The sequence below is a fragment of the Lacrimispora sp. YZC11 genome (assembly GCF_057543815.1).
The window spans coordinates 1-16246 of the sequence record NZ_BAAJYQ010000008.1; the positions used below are offsets into that span (position 1 = coordinate 1).

A 16246-nucleotide genomic window follows, 5' to 3' on the forward strand; every position below is an offset into this window, starting at 1 on the left:
CCGGTAAGCCCCGGAACCGATCCTATGGTGATCTTCCAGTACAGGAACGTTTCTCCCGCTCCGTTGACCGCATCTGCGGTGATCACAACCCGGTCTCCCTTATGGGCCTCTTCATATCTGGCTGTATCAATCGCTTCCTGATCAACACTCACCACCCGGCCTTCCAGAGTCTCCACGATGTAGTTAGGGATCTCCAGCGCTCCGCCCGGATCTGTGGTGATCACCGATCCGTCCGGCATCCGGCTTTCTGCCGTGATTCCGGACTCTCCTTTTGGCCTGGCTACCACGATATACTCCTCGTTGTAATTCAGCCCGGAAAAAGTCACGCTTCCCGGATTTCCTGTCACTGCCTGCCAACCGTCACTTCCGGTTTCCGGGGTAACGATTACCGTTCCATCCTTGCTTAAGACCGCATAATCCGACTTCTTATCGGCCGGCTTTATTACAAGCTCTGTCTTCCCTTCGTGGTTCTCATCAAATAAGATCTGGTAGTTGGTCTCCACCACCGGGGTCAGTACCTCCACCGGGTCACTGATGGTTCCTGATGTATCTCCGATCTGATTCCCCACGATTGCATGTACATTTCCTGCTGCCTCATACACAAGGTATCTGGCTCCCGGATAAAGTCCGTCAAAATATACCCGCCCTGCAATGGTTCCCGTCTGCACTCCCACAATGTTTCCGCTTAAATCTGTAATAATGTACTGATATCCGGCTGTGGTATGGTAAACAGTAATCTTTCCCTTTCCTTCCCCGTTAAGTCCGGTGGAGGCATCGGGAGCTGCCACATCCGTTCCGAATACTGCCGGATCCGGATAGAAACGTATGGTATAGGTATGTCCATTCCTTAATACATCGTTTGATTCCACTTCCAAGTCTTCGTCATACCAGTCATCCACCAGATAGTTGATCTCCGGCACATAGCCTGGTATCTGGCCTGCGATGTCTCCCCATGTCCTGTCATACTGGATATGCAGGGAGGTAATGCTTCCGTCTGCCAGAGAACCGTGTTCTCCTGCCGCAAACTGGATATCGACCCATTTCTCCGGATCCTCTTCAAACAGGGCCGTAACGGTCTCATCTCCGGTAAAACGGTGATCTTCTGCCAGAAGCTGCTCTCCGCCATTCAATGCCCCATTTCCATCCTGGTCAATAAACCAACCCGCAAACCGGTAATACTGGTCAGCCTGCGCTGCCGGAACCAGGCGTTTATCCTTTATCACACTCCAGGTGTAGCTGTCGGTCTGTCCGGCTGCAGAGCCGTCATTTTTCAGTATGGAAGCCTCATAGACCCCGGTTCCGCTCCCTTGTTCCTGTACATCAGATGAAACTCCGCTTCCATGAGAGATGGTGCCATTGATGCCTGATTTATAAGTAATCCGGGCCCACTGGGACGGGACACGGTCATACCGGTAGCTGACGGTTAAGTCATCGCTTGGCATGGTCCCCGTATAATCATGGCCGGTATCAAAGCTTCCGCTGAGATCCGGTACTGCTGCCGCACTTTCATAGCTAAAACCGTATAAATCCCGGTACTCCGCGCTGACCGCCGTATCCGCTGTTTTCGGCTGGACCTCCGGAATAACGATATTCCTTAAGTTATTATCGGTCGTGTCGTTATCCAGATAGTTGACCGTAAACCGGTAGCCTTCTCCTGTTGCTTCATAAACATATGTAATCTCAACCGGCTGGTTCGGCATGACGCCTGTAAAACCGCCGCTGCTTCCAAAGCTTCCCTGGGCTGCGCTCACCAGGTTCCCATCCGTATCATCCGCAGTATCTCCGGCTGTTATGCTCCCTGATATGAACTGGTATCCGTATATATCCAGCGGACTTGTGCTTATGGCATCCTCCGGGTAATACGGGGTCACACCCGGCGCATGGATCACGGTTCCGTTCTCCGTCACATAGCGCACCGTTAAATCCGATCTGGCCGCCGGATTATTCCGGTCTACCTTGTATGCGTATTTCACAGCCGCATCCTGACCCGGCATCCTTCCGGTAAATTCCCCGGTCGAGCCGTTAAAGTTTCCTATAGGCACTGCTACCAGCCCGTCATAGTTATATTCAGCGGGGCTGGTCAGAGAATCTAAAAGACTCCACAGATATCCATGGATGTTCTTTTTCTGGGACTGGATCACCGATTCCACGGAATAGGTATTTGCCGTGGTCGTCGACTGGAATACGATGGAGCCGTTCTGATTGGTGTAATCCACCGTATAATCAAACTTTACTCCCGGATCCGCCTCCCATATGGCATAGTAAGTGACCGGGTTTTCCGGATACAAAGCCGGCAGGGAGGTAATGTATTCCGGACTGGTCTGGCTGTTTACCTTGCTCCAGCCCTTAAACACGTATCCGTACCTGCTCACACTGGGAAGCAGGGCGTTTACGCTGTTCCCGGCCGTTCCGGCCAGTGTCTGCGGCTGAGGCGTCCCTCCGTTGACCACAAAAGCAATGGAAGCATCGATCCGGGTGTATTCATAGGTAACTACCACATCCTGTCCAGGCATGGTTCCGGTTAACTTTCCGAAATCGGTCCCTGCTGTTTCCACCGCAGTTAAAGTACTGCCGGTCCCTTGATCAATGGAGATTCCGGTCAGCTCATACCCAGTTATGCCCGATGGCGGCAGAATCACCACCCCATCGCCTGATGCAAAGGACAGGCTGGGGGTATCCGGTGCACCGGTCACAGTTCCTCCTGTGGCAGTATCCTGGTACGCAAAGCTTACGGTATATCCGTTACGCTTTAAGACCGTGTTCTTTGAATTGTTTAAAGCAGAAGAACCAACCGAGGTATAAATCCCCGTTCCATACCCTGTGTCTTTATCTGCAAAAAAGTTGTCTGCAAACGGGCAGGAGGTAATGCTTCCTGAATAATCAGCCGAAGGAACAGCGATAACAACTTCCTGTCCAATTACTGATGAATCTCCGACCGAGGCATCCGGTATCTGCTGTGCAGTCACGCCGATCTGGGAAGCATCCAGATCTCCATTTACAGTAATTCGTTTTCCCTGCGTAAGATAAGCATTGCTTTTTTCTCCGGAGGAATTCACATTATCCTGTATGGTTACCAGATTTTTCACAGAAAAGCTTCCGTTACTGTCAAAGTAAACAGTTCCCTTACCATTAGAAATGTTATCCTTCACCGTTCCATAATTCATTGACAGATTTGCTGATCCCGTTATTTCAACTGCACTTCCTAATCCAGTTGAGGTTCCATTGCAATTTTTCACGACTGCTCCGCTATTGATCTCAACTGTTCCGGTAGCTGCGGATATGAGAGGGGAAGAAGTCTCCACGCCATTTCCGTCAAGGATAATATCTGTTAATTTTAATGTCCCGCTTGAGACATTGAAAACGGAGCCGGTATAAGAATCTGCCCGTTTTAAGGTCTTAATATAATCCGAATTTTCATTTGTAGGATTTCCGGAATGATCAAAGTCCGTGCTTGCTATCGTAATATCCTTTGAAGAAGACCCGGATATTGCTATTGGGGCCGTTATATCCGGATAATCCATCACATAGATGTATCCCTTTTTATTTCCAATCTTATTTAAAGCATATTCAATGGTTTTATATGGACTGGTGTATGTCCCTTCTGCCGAACTGCTGTCACTTCCATATAAATCTGATACATAGTAGGATGTATCTCTGATTGCAAAGGCTACACGCTTATGTACCATCTCATATGGATGCAGCTGAAAATGCCAAGAATAAGCCATTCCTGAATCAATTCCGCTTACCGAATCTCCTCCACCTTCGTTGAATACGTTGCTTCCCCATGAACCATAATGGCCTATCCATCTGGTGGTCGGCGGTGTAACACCGAGATTACTGTCGCTTGTGATGCAGTCAAAGGTTGTCTTTGTATATTGGTTCACCATATGAAAGCCGCGGTTATTTTTGTATACCGTAGCATAATCGTCTGACGAACCACCGCTTCCGCCTCCAATCATTACATCTGTACCTGTTCCCAATTTAACAGTCCTGCCATTAATTCCACCCTGTCCGTTTTTGTCATATACGTAATAGTCTACAAATACATATTTGTCATCCGGACTTGGTGAAACCGCAATTTTGAATTCCACTCCCATACTGGCCAAATCTTCCACTGCACCGTTGGTGCCCCCATTTGCTTTATATGAGGTGCCGCCAGCAACCTGAAGGTAGGTTGCATACCCTTGCCAGTTAAAGGTTGTTTGAATTCCACTTGTGCTATATTCTGTCTGTCCCGCTTGCAAACCGCACAAGTCAAAGCGGTATGAGTTCCCCCCGGATTCGCCTGTTCCACTTCTCGGTCCAATCCATTTATATGCGGTTGCCTCGCTTGCTCCGTTCCCAAGATCTTCATTTGTCAATTCTGAAGAAGCATACGCGATCACGCTCATTCCCGGCAATAACTGGCACCCTATGATACAAACTGACAGAATCATCACAAAAAATCGTTTCAAAGACTGATACCATTTTTTTGATATTCCTGCTTTTTTACATATTATAGTCATATCCGTTATCTCCTCTGATTAGAAATTAAGCTTTTCTTCCGGAGGCAGTTCATCTGTGGAAGGCTCTGTACCATAACCGGCAATCAGACCCTCTTCATATGGATTCTCCTTGTTGTCTTTGTCATAATGATAGAAACCGGATCCATCAGCTCCGTTTCTCCATCTGGGCTTTTCATCATCTCCCACCCAGGATACAAATTTGTCGTTGATAATGAGGAGATATCCTCCGTCTTTATCTTTTACTGCCTTTTTATCACCTTTTACGATCTTTCCGTTATTATCTACTACCTGGTAATAAGTTTCTCCGTTTTTCCGAACCTCTACCACGCCATAGCCATATTCTTCATCTGCTTCCAGCTTAAGCCCGTTGATGTAGTACCTGTCGTCTTTTCTCTGAAGCTGGTTCCGGTTTCCATATGCCTTTCCGTTTCCGGAAAATCCAAATGTAAAGACCCCGTCCTCCAGTTCCACCTTGATCTCCTTACCAATCTGCATGGAACCGTCATTTAATTCATCCGGTGCAAACAGATACAGATCGGATTTTTCAATTCCATACAGAGAGCCGCTTATAAAATCTTCTGAGCTCCAGGAATCCACATCGTACTGAGCCACATACTCCGATTTTCCGTCAAACAATACAAAGCCGGTCATCATCCTTCCGATTCCGTCAAAGGCATAATTTTTTCCGCTGATATTACGGATCCGGTTCCGGTAGACTTCTCCTTTTTCATCCGTATGCCACCAGCTGCATTCCTGGTCATAATAATCCGTCTCATCCAGATTTTCCGACGGATACATCCAGAACCACATATTTTTAAAAAGATTGCCTCCATCATATGCGGAATAAAATCTTGCAGAAGTAGAGCTGGTTGGATTGCTTTTATCCGCATTGCTGATAGTAGCCACTTTGCTCCACCACGGGATCATAATTCCATTTTCATCAAATCCATAAGTATAGTCCCCGATATTCTTTTGCCGCAGGTTCTCTCCTTTGCTGTAAACCTTTTTAGAATTTTCATCAAAATAGATCCACATTTTTTCATAATCTGAGTAATAGCGGTCTGTGATAGCACTAAGCAGTTCCGAACCGCCGATCCCACTTCCTATTTCGCCATAGTCCAGCCATTTGTCCGTAAGCAGAATGCCATCTTCTCCGGAATAGTAGATCCCCTCTACAAACGGATCATCTGAATCATTGACAGAATTCCCATTTTCATCAAACCATCCGGACAGCATCCGTCCATCTTCTTGAAAGATATAGGTGTTTCCGTTGATCTTCTTTGTGAAACTGTTGTTCTTTCTCTGATACGCCTTACCGTCTGTTCCAAAATAGTACCAGCCTTCTTCAAAGTTCTTTTCTGGATCCTTGGATTCATCGATCCAGATCCAGGTGTTTTGAACCATCTTTCCGTCTTCATCTACAAAATAGCTGGTGTTTCCAAGACTGAATATACAGTTCTTAAAAATCGTCCCTGCAGATGACAGGTAATACCAGCTATCTTTTGATTTTTTCCAGGCATTCGTCACCTGCTGATCATCCGAATCAAGGTATGACCATTCACCGTTCTCAATTTTCCAGCCTTCGGCTGCAAAGGCATCTTCATGAAAAGAAGATGTTAAAAATCCTACCGTGAACGCGAAGACTGTTAACACACATAATTTCTTTTTCATTCCTCATTACTACCTTCCTTTCTCTTAAACTGCATTTTTAAGGAGTTTTCCCGGCCATAGGGAAAATTGGCGATCTCCTTATATATCTGCATGCAAATTACAACAGAATTCCTCTTTTGTTGTAAAAAAAAAGAAGAACCGGGTTTTATTTGTCATTCCGGCTGTTCTTTATTTAAATATGAGCATCACAATAGGCCGGTTTCACAAAAATAAAGCGCACCGGCCCATTTATTGTATGTAAATTGTGTAAAAGGGAGACTTTGAAGAAAAATAGTGGATTTTATTTCCTTTATGTAGTAAAATAATTTGAGATACTGTTCTGCTTTTACAACAAAAGAGGAATTCTGTTGTCAACTTCAACCAGCAATTTGAGACTTTCCAGCTGTCTTACATGGTTATAGCCACTCTCTACGGTATAAATACGTGTCGTATTAACATTGCTATGTCCCAATATATCCGCAAGTCTGGACAAATCCTTTTCTGAATCATAATAAGACCTTGCAAATAAATGACGTAAATTATGGGGATATATTTTTTCCTGCGTAACTCCCGCTTCCTTACCTAATGCTTTCATATCTCTCCAGATATTGCTTCTATCCAATGCAGCTCCATTCCTCGTTATAAAAATCATACCACTCTTTATATGCTGTTTTTGTGCATACCATATTAGCATCTGGGATAGTTGTCTTGTAAGAAAAACTGTTCTCACCTTCCCCTTACAATCCACTTCCGCCTTTCCCTTGACTGCAGCCTCTACCGTAATAAAAGGTAATTCCGATACCCTGATTCCGGTTGAACAGATCGTCTGCAACAGTAAAGCCAATCTTTCATTTCCTTTTTTTAAAGCGGTATTTACCAGTCTCTTATACTCAGTCTTTGATAATTCTTTGTTTTCCGAGCAAAAAGTATTACGGCTGATTTTAAGGAACTTCACCTTACAATCCAACCACTTGCAATAATTAAAAAAGCCATTAAGTGCAGCCAACGCACCATTGACAGTTACCGGGGCCATATTTTCTCGCAGTACGCCTTTCCACATGATTACTATTTCTTTACTGGCAGGTCTTCCATTGAGATATCGCATGAATAAGCACAGATGATACTGGTATCTCTTTATCGTTTCTTTACTCTTTTCACATCCCTGCAACCACATACAATATTCTTTAATCAACGTATCTGTAACGATTCTTTCTTTTCGTTTATAGGCCATATCCATGTTGTCCTCCTATTACGCAATACCATATATTTTAAATACGAATCATTCCCAATTCGGAAAAAAATATTCTATCTTTCCGAAAAGTTAAAAATAAAAAACAGAAGCCCTCTTGCAATAAAACAAGAAGATTTCTGTTCGGCATTGAAAAGAAAACCTATCAAAACAATCATCTTTTCGTGCTGTCATTTTTTTAACGAAGTTTCACCTCATATGCAAGCAGACAGAAGCTCTGTCAGAAGCATATTTGAACTACTGATTCTTGTTATAGTATGATAATATCGGACATAAAACCCAAAATTTCTCTTCTTATCTTCGTTTATCACTTTACCATAACGCAAATTAAATTAGTTTGATTACGTATTAAATATGAAGTTAATTGTATTAAATATAATCATCATTATTATTATTCTATTATTCTGCATACCGCTTCAGCTTACGCTAAGAACCGGCTCATGACATAATTACTGATGTCGATTCCCCTGGACGTTAAGCGGTAATTTCCATCTTTATACTCCATAAGGCCGTCCTCTTCCATCGCATCCAGCACCATACCGTAAACATTCCGGATATTGTGGCCAAAGTTACTGACAAACTCATGAGCCGAGACACCTTTCATCAGACGCAATCCCAGAAACATGTACTCTTCCATTTTTTCCTCTATAGTCAGCTGTTCAAACTCCTGCCTGAGCGCCTTCTGAAATGCTTCCTCCTGGTCCAGACGGGCGCTGCAATACTCATTGAAAACAGGAGTATTGTGAAAACGGCATCCATTCAGATAGGAAGAAGCCCCCAGACCTAAGCCCAGATACTCCACTCCTGTCCAATAGCCGATATTGTGCCTGCACTCGCAACCCTTCTTGGAGTAATTGGATATTTCATACCTTTCATATCCCTGCTCAGCCAGAAATTCCCGGGTCAGGTAATACATTTCACGCTCTGTATCCTCATCCGGCAAATCCGGCAGGGACTTAAGACAATAACCTTCTTCCGGTTTCAGAGAATTGTTTTCCATTTTAACATCCTCCTTATACCGGCCATAATAAGGAGTTCCCTGCTCCACGATCAGACTATAGGCAGATATATGCTCCGGCTTCAGCATGGTCACCTTTTTTAAGGTATTCTTCCATGATTCCAATGTCTGGCCGGGAATTGCCGAGATTAAATCCACATTCACATTGTCAAATCCGGCCATACGGACCCTCTGATAGCTTTTCAGGAATTCATCGTAAGTATGAATTCTGCCCAAATAGCGCAGCTCTTTGTCATCTGCAGACTGAAGTCCCATGCTGATCCGGTTTATCCCTGCCTCTCTGTAGCCGGAAAGGGATTCAGCCGTAACCGTACCAGGATTTACTTCCATGGTAATCTCCGCATCGGTAAGGATCTCAAACTCCTCCTTAAGAGAACGAAGAATTGCTGTCATGTCCTCTATACCCAATATAGAAGGAGTGCCTCCCCCTATGAATACGCTTATAACCTGGTATTCTTTGACTTTGGCACTCTGGCATTTGATCTCTTCTATTAACTTTTCTGTATATTTCCGCTGCATCTGCTGGTTTCCGGGAAAAGAAAGGAAATCGCAGTAAGCGCATTTACGCGCGCAGAACGGGATATGCACATAAATCTCAAGATTTTTTTTATTCATCATCTAATTTCAGTACGCTCATAAATGCCTTTTGCGGTATCTCTACGTTACCAACCTGGCGCATACGTTTTTTACCTTCTTTCTGCTTTTCAAGAAGTTTCTTCTTACGGGAAATATCACCGCCATAGCATTTGGCAAGAACGTCCTTTCTCATAGCCTTCACTGTCTCACGGGCAATGATCTTGCCGCCGATAGCCGCCTGTATGGGGATTTCAAAAAGCTGTCTGGGGATCTCATCCTTTAACTTCTCGCACATCCTACGGCCTCTGTCATAGGCGGATAATGCATGGACAATAAAGGAAAGAGCATCCACTTCTTCTTTATTCACCAGTATGTCCAGCTTCACAAGCTCCGACCTCTGGTAGCCCTTTAATTCATAATCAAAGGACGCATATCCCTTGGAACGGGATTTTAAGGCATCAAAGAAATCATAAATGATCTCGTTTAAAGGTAGCTCATATCTTAAGAGTGCCCTGGTAGCTTCCATGTATTCCATGCCCAGATACACACCCCGCCGTTCCTGGCACAGAGTCATGATGGCGCCCACAAATTCCGTGGTCACCATGATCTCAGCACTGACAATTGGCTCTTCCATATATTCAATCTCCGTTGGATCAGGCAGGTTGGAAGGGTTTGTCAGTTCCAGTTTATCGCCGTTCTTTTTGTAAACACGGTAAACAACGCCGGGTGCCGTTGTCACCAAATCCAGATTGTATTCCCGTTCCAGACGCTCCTGAATGACCTCCAGATGAAGAAGGCCTAAAAATCCGCATCGGAAACCAAAGCCAAGGGCAAGGGAAGTCTCCGGTTCAAAGAACAGGGAAGCATCGTTGAGCTGAAGCTTTTCCAAAGCATCACGCAGATCATTATAACGGGCTCCATCCGCAGGATACAGGCCGCAGTATACCATGGAGGTCACCTTCTTATAGCCTGAGAGAGCATTCTTGCAGGGCCGGTTTGCATTGGTAATGGTATCACCCACCGCAGTTTCCTTTACATTCTTTATGCTGGCTGTCAGATATCCTACCATACCGGCACTTAACACTTCACATGGAAGGAACTGGCCTGCACCAAAATAGCCTACCTCCACCACCTCTTCCACTGCTCCGGTAGCCATCATGAGCACCTTGTCCCCCTTTTTCACCGTACCCTCTTTTACACGGAAGAAAACGATGACGCCTTTATAAGAATCGTAAAGGGAGTCGAAAATCAGGGCCTGGAGAGGAGCCTCAGGGTCCCCCTTTGGAGCCGGGATTTTTTCAATAATGGCTTCCAGAACTGCCTCCACATTTTCCCCTGTCTTTGCGGAAATCCTGGGAGCATCGTGGGCTTCAATCCCAATGACATCTTCAATCTCCTCCACCACACGCTCCGGCTCTGCGCTTGGGAGATCGATTTTATTTAAAACCGGAAATACGTCAAGATCGTGGTCCAGGGCCATATAAACATTGGCCAGTGTCTGCGCCTCGATTCCCTGGGAAGCATCCACCACCAGGATGGCTCCGTCACAAGCCGCTAGGCTACGGGAAACCTCATAGTTAAAATCCACATGACCCGGAGTGTCAATCATGTTAAAAATGTATTCTTCGCCATTCCCGGCCTTATAAACGGTCCGGACTGCCTGGGCTTTAATGGTAATTCCCCGTTCCCGCTCCAAGTCCATATTATCAAGCACCTGGGACTGCATTTCTCTGCTGGTGAGCAAACCTGTCTTCTCTATAATCCTGTCTGCAAGGGTTGATTTTCCGTGATCAATATGAGCGATAATGCAAAAATTGCGTATCTTATTCTGCTGGGCAGCTGCCATATAGTTAATTCCTCTTTTCTGATGTTTCTGATGTTTTCCGGCCAGCCCCATCCCAAGGGCAGAATATGCCAGATTACTATGATATCCTTAAAAATATACCATTAAAATTACGGATTGTCCACTGTGAAAGCGTTGATTTTCCTCACAATTCCGTTGGAGAAATAAGGACGATTGCTCGATTTGCTGTCCTTGTTAAAAATTACAGTATCACAGCAATATCATAGTGATGCCAAAGTGACTCCACTTTTACTTGCGAATAAAGTAATTTTGTATTAGATTAATTGTAAAGGAACAACAGCCCCAATACAAGGGGTTGGCCCGTATATGAATAGAAAATTCCACCCGATACCGGCCAAAGTATACAAGGGTGGTTTTTCTATGCCCATTTCCGGGTCTTTATAGAAAAAAACGCTACTTACTATTATAAAAAAATAAAGGCAATATTATTATTACAATTCCTACACAAATTTCCATCTTATTTTTATCTAATAAATATTCTATGAAATTCTCCCTACCTAATAATATAGACAAGTATATCATAACTGAATTTTAAAGAAAACACCCATCTTTCGACAGGTGCATTATTACAGATAGATAGCAATGTCCTTTTTAATTTCCTTGCAACACCATATCCAAAACTTCTGCCAGAGGTTCCATGGCGTTTAGCGCTTCCTGGTATGTATTAGTCTGGGCACCTACTTCAATCAGGGCCGATCTAGCTCTTAAATGCTGGTTATACCGAAGACCTTTTATGTATATTTTCCGGGTTAAATTAGGAAAATAGGCCGCAGCATCAAGCTGCATCTGAAAGCTGAAGGCAAGATTCTGGTTTCTATAAGGATTGGGAAGGTATTCAATAGGCCCCTTCGGCGTCTGGCTGACTCCGTTGAAAAACATAATAGGAGCCGTTGGTTTCCCATTGACCTGATTTACCATATGCAGATTCTCGTTTACCCCGTCCCGGTGGACATCCAGTATCACCTCAATGGAGGGGTTCTTCTGAAGGATGTCTGTAATGCCATCCAAAGCAAACGTATATGCTTTGTTTCTGTCCAGCTTTCCATTTTGCAAATCATAAACTGAGGTATCATGAATTACAGAATAGCCCTTTGCGGTCAAAATCTCTGTAAGATAGTTTCCGATTCCCACTACGGTGGCAGTGGGATTATCCGGCCCGTGGTCCGCAAATTCCTCCTGGGAATGGGTGTGGTAAATGAGAATCTGGGGTTTGTCGCTTCCCCCCTCCAGTGTAAAATCCTCGGAAAGGAACTTATCTGATTTCATTAAATCCCTGCCTGCCGTTGTGGAGGTATGGACGCTGTAAAAGTGCTTAATCATGAAGTCATAATCAGCCAGCTGCTCCTTGCGGTATACGGTCCCTGCAATCGGCCATATGGCACTGGAGGCACAGGTCATGGCAGGGTCCTTATCCGCATTCAGTGTATTTCCTTTATCTGTCTTTGCCGGCTGGTCAGTCTGAGCTGCCTGATTTTGCTCCGGTTCCTGGCTGGCTGCCGTATCTCCTCCAACCGATGGCTGTTCTGCCGGCTGTGCCTTATGGGTTCCGGCATTGATGCTTCCGTCCTCTCCGCTTTCCTCACCGCCGTCATATAAAAGGAAACTATGTTCCTCATAAAATTTACCGCTTTCTAAATATCCTTCATAGGCCGGATCCGCTTCCCCATGGTCTGTTTCTGTTTTTCCGCTGCTGCCGGCATACCGGTAAAGAGGGGACTGGCTGAAAAGGAAATCGCAGATAACGGTTATCACGGATTTTTCATGGGTGTCGGACAGAAGGCCCTTCTGGTCTTTCTCTTCCCATGTTGCGGCCGGATACTGGTGCCTCCAGATATAGGAAGCCCCAAGTCCGGCCCCTTCTTTGGCCCAATTTTCCGCTTTATGAAGGTCCGCCTTTTTTCCGACTTCTGAAACTTCTTTTATGCTGAGAAAAACGGCCAGAACCAGGCTTACCGCAAACATCATTTTTTTAATATACCAGTTAATACCTTTATTTCTCTGCTTCATGACCGCCTTCCCACATAGATTATTCATAATATCCTATGCGGAATACCCGTCATTTACTACGAAACTTCCTGTCCCAAAAATGCCAGATGGATTCCTTCGGAGATGGTAAAGCTAAGTTCCTTTACTGTTTCATCAATATCCGGAGGTGTAACATACATTGGTCCGAACTCCGGTTCGAGCAATTCCCGGATAAGATCATACTGTTCATCCGAATTCAGCTTACCGACGAAATCTCCCATTCCCTTTGTTTCCATGCTTTCTGAAAGAGCACCTATCATAGCAGAAACCGTATCATGGACAATGGCTGCCGCCCCTACAACGGTTGGCACACCGATGGCCATGACCGGCACACCAAGGCTTTCCAAGGTAAGGCTGTGTCTGTGATTGCCAACTCCGGAGCCTGGGTGGATCCCTGTATTCGTAAGCTGAATGGTGGTTCCAAGCCGCTTTACGCTTCTGGCTGCAAGCGCATCAATGGCAATGATGAGATCCGGCTCTGTTTCTTTTATGATTCCCTTTAAAATCTCGGCACTTTCCATTCCTGTCTGGGCCATAACTCCCGGAACGATACCGCTGATAATAGGCATGGTCCTTCCCTTCCAGAAATCATCCCCGTACTGGACTTTTAAATGCCTTGTCACCTGCAGATTTTTAAGGACCCTGGGGCCAAGGGAATCCGGTGTTACGGAAGCATTGCCAAGTCCTGCCACCAGCACATGAAAATCCGGTTTCCGGTAATCTTTTCCTGCAAGGAGGCGTTCGATCTGGTTTGCCAGCTCCTCCGAAACTTCTCTGTGATAGTCTTCATCTTTCATGGAAAGCTCATCGGCCTCCAGGGTAATATAGGTCCCAATGGGTTTTCCCATGGCCTTTTCACCTTTTTCGTCAAGAATTTTCACCTCGGTCATTTTTATATGACTGTCTGCCCGATGCCACTCCCGTAAAGACACTCCTGATATCTCGCCGCCGTCACCCGGGAAACTCTCTCTTTCTTCTACCGCAAGGTCTGTACGCACTGTAAATGTGTTTTCCATTTTTTCCACCTTTCCTCTTTATTGCCCATGTTCTTTGGGCATAAAGGTATGCCAGTATGGCGCTCCTATTTACTGCCCATTCTTTTTGGACATAAAGAGATGCCTATAAAGCTTTCCAGCATTTCTTAGGTATTTTCTGCAAAAATACGGGAATTATGTATTGACATCTGCGTCAAAATTCGTTAGAATACAAAGGTATGTTTACATTGAACTGTCCGTGTCCAGACTTTGATGCAAAACAAAGAATAATCATATATCATATTATTGGAGGTGTACCGATTGGCTAACATTAAATCTGCAAAAAAGAGAATTTTAGTAAACGAAACAAAGGCTGCAAGAAATAAAGCGATCAGATCCAAAGTGAAAACATCTATCAAGAAGGTAGAGGCTGCTATCGTTGCCGGTGACAAGGCTGCTGCACAGGCAATTTTAGTAAACACTATCTCAGAGATTGATAAGGCTACTACTAAGGGAGTATATCATAAGAATACCGCTTCCAGAAAAGTATCCAGAATCTCAAAAGCTGTTAACACAATGGCTTAATTCATAGAACAGACTTTTATCCCATTCGGAATAACCCACTGAATGGGATTTTTTATACGGTTTTAAGGCTTTTGCAAAATAGTCTCACAAAGAACTATTCTGCAAAAGCCTTTTCGTTTCACTTAAATATAAAATTATTGATAAATCACCAGCGCTTCATAAGGTTTCAGCTCTCCGTTTTTTTTATCCTTTGTTTCATAATTGCTGATCAAAACGGTTCCTGATTCAAACTCCTCTGGTATGCTGTAATTTAACGTCCGTCCGCAGAAGCTGCATACGACCAGAAGCTTCCTGTCTCCCAAGGTCCTCACGTAGGCATAAATATCCGGATCATCGGGAAGCAGCAGCTCGTAACTGCCATAAACGATGATCTCATACTCATGGCGCAGAGCGATCAATTTTTTATAATAATGGAATACTGAAGTCTTTCGATCCACCTGTTCTTTGGCGTTGATCCTTTCATAATTGGGATTTACCATGATCCAAGGGGCGGCCTCTGAAAATCCGGCATTCGCGCTTGTATCCCACTGCATAGGTGTCCTTGCATTGTCCCGGCTCTTATACCTTAAATACTTCATCATTTCTTCTTGGGTAAAAATTCCTTTTTCTGTCAGCTCATAGTAGGCATTTATGCTGTCCAAATCCCGAAAATCATGGATAGTTTCAAAAGGGACATTGGTCATGCCCAGTTCCTCTCCCTGATACACATAAGGAGTTCCCTGCATCATGTGGAGGCAGGTGGCAAGCATCTTAGCTGAGCGTTCCCGGTATTCCTCACAGTCACTTCCAAAACGGGAAACAACTCTGGGCTGATCATGATTATCCCAGAACAGGCTGTTCCAGGCTATTCCCTCAAGCCCTTTCTGCCATTTTGTCATAATAGCCTTAAGATCCGGAAGATACATCTTCTTATCCGTCCATTTGTTGTCGGGATCCCCATCCACATCCATATGTTCAAACTGGAATACCATGTTAAGCTCACTTCCATCAGAGGATGCGTACCTGGCCGCTTCCTCAAGAGTCACGCCGGAACACTCTCCTACGGTCATGATATCGTAGCCGGATAAAACCTCCCGGTTCATTTCCTTTAAATATTCGTGAACGTTCGGGCCGTTGGCTGAAACATTAAAGCTGGCATACCCATTGATCATGGCCGGACCGTCAGGAAGTCCTTCCCGTTTGGAGATCAGGCTGATCACATCCATGCGGAATCCGTCGATGCCCTTATCCAGCCACCATTTCATCATATCGTATACCTCTGTCCGGACCTTCCCGTTATCCCAATTTAGGTCAGGCTGTTTTTCGGAAAAAAGATGAAGGAAATACTGATCTGTCTCCTCATCATATTTCCATGCAGGCCCGGAAAAGCAGGATCCCCAGTTATTGGGCTCTTTTCCGTCTTTTCCATCTCTCCAGATATAATAATCCCGGTAAGGATTATCCTTTGATTTTCTGCTTTCCAGAAACCATGGATGCTCATCTGAGGTGTGGTTTACCACAAGATCCATAACCAGTTTGATTCCCCGTTTATGCAGTTCTGTTAGAAATCTGTCAAACTCCTCCATGGTTCCAAATTCCTTCATGATGTTACGGTAATCACGGATATCGTAGCCATTATCATCGTTTGGAGAATCGTACACGGGAGACAACCAAATCACATCGATCCCCAGTTCCTTTAAATAGTCCAGCTTGCTTATGATCCCCCCTATATCACCGATCCCATCCCCATTGCTGTCACAGAAGCTTCTGGGGTAAATTTGATATACTACAGATTCTTTCCACCAAATTTTCATAGTCTTC

General features: G+C 44.8%; 9 protein-coding genes. 1 reads left to right on the forward strand and 8 read right to left on the reverse strand.

Going from position 1 to position 16246, the window contains the following annotated elements:
* The 7 genes from AC27IJ_RS12245 to gpr all read right to left on the reverse strand — a co-directional run.
* A partial coding sequence (locus AC27IJ_RS12245; protein ID WP_487149215.1) for an autotransporter outer membrane beta-barrel domain-containing protein occupies positions 1-4478 on the reverse strand: 4478 nt, incomplete at its 3' end.
* 45 nt (positions 4479-4523) lie between these two features.
* Positions 4524-6176 (reverse strand): cell surface protein, encoded by a 1653-nt coding sequence (locus tag AC27IJ_RS12250; RefSeq protein WP_487149086.1) that lies wholly within the window; start codon positions 6174-6176, stop codon positions 4524-4526.
* A gap of 325 nt (positions 6177-6501) precedes the next feature.
* Positions 6502-7392 carry a tyrosine-type recombinase/integrase gene (locus tag AC27IJ_RS12255; protein ID WP_331655769.1) on the reverse strand — a complete coding sequence of 297 codons (891 nt, stop codon included), beginning with the start codon at positions 7390-7392 and terminating at the stop codon, positions 6502-6504.
* Between the two features lie 433 nt (positions 7393-7825).
* Complete coding sequence (hemW, locus tag AC27IJ_RS12260; RefSeq protein ID WP_312503779.1) at positions 7826-9040, reverse strand: radical SAM family heme chaperone HemW; 1215 nt, start codon at positions 9038-9040, stop codon at positions 7826-7828.
* Positions 9030-10844, reverse strand: a complete 1815-nt coding sequence (lepA, locus tag AC27IJ_RS12265; RefSeq protein WP_487149089.1) for a translation elongation factor 4 — start codon at positions 10842-10844, stop codon at positions 9030-9032. Before lepA ends, hemW begins: the two co-directional genes overlap by 11 nt.
* Positions 10845-11453: 609 nt before the next feature.
* Entirely contained in the window at positions 11454-12869 is a 1416-nt protein-coding gene (locus AC27IJ_RS12270; protein ID WP_312447586.1) for a stage II sporulation protein P, read from the reverse strand.
* Positions 12870-12925: 56 nt separating this feature from the next.
* Positions 12926-13903: a GPR endopeptidase gene (gene gpr / locus AC27IJ_RS12275; RefSeq protein ID WP_312447589.1), complete on the reverse strand. Its 978-nt coding sequence runs from the start codon at positions 13901-13903 to the stop codon at positions 12926-12928.
* A gap of 279 nt (positions 13904-14182) precedes the next feature.
* On the opposite strand from gpr, the gene rpsT reads away from it, so the two are divergent.
* Positions 14183-14446 (forward strand): 30S ribosomal protein S20, encoded by a 264-nt coding sequence (gene rpsT, locus AC27IJ_RS12280; protein ID WP_025231537.1) that lies wholly within the window; start codon positions 14183-14185, stop codon positions 14444-14446.
* Between the two features lie 134 nt (positions 14447-14580).
* Here rpsT and AC27IJ_RS12285 read toward each other — a convergent pair whose 3' ends face one another.
* On the reverse strand, positions 14581-16239 hold the full coding sequence (locus tag AC27IJ_RS12285) for a glycoside hydrolase family 13 protein (RefSeq protein ID WP_312447592.1): 1659 nt from the start codon (positions 16237-16239) through the stop codon (positions 14581-14583).
* Positions 16240-16246 lie beyond the last annotated feature (7 nt).

What these genes read in the sequence shown, in the direction of transcription:
- AC27IJ_RS12250 (WP_487149086.1), bottom strand. Translation starts at nt 6,176, where the DNA reads ATGAAAAAGAAATTATGTGTGTTAACAGTCTTCGCGTTCACGGTAGGA.
- AC27IJ_RS12285 (WP_312447592.1), bottom strand. Translation starts at nt 16,239, where the DNA reads ATGAAAATTTGGTGGAAAGAATCTGTAGTATATCAAATTTACCCCAGA.
- AC27IJ_RS12255 (WP_331655769.1), bottom strand. Translation starts at nt 7,392, where the DNA reads ATGGATATGGCCTATAAACGAAAAGAAAGAATCGTTACAGATACGTTG.
- AC27IJ_RS12270 (WP_312447586.1), bottom strand. Translation starts at nt 12,869, where the DNA reads ATGAAGCAGAGAAATAAAGGTATTAACTGGTATATTAAAAAAATGATG.
- lepA (WP_487149089.1), bottom strand. Translation starts at nt 10,844, where the DNA reads ATGGCAGCTGCCCAGCAGAATAAGATACGCAATTTTTGCATTATCGCT.
- hemW (WP_312503779.1), bottom strand. Translation starts at nt 9,040, where the DNA reads ATGATGAATAAAAAAAATCTTGAGATTTATGTGCATATCCCGTTCTGC.
- gpr (WP_312447589.1), bottom strand. Translation starts at nt 13,903, where the DNA reads ATGGAAAACACATTTACAGTGCGTACAGACCTTGCGGTAGAAGAAAGA.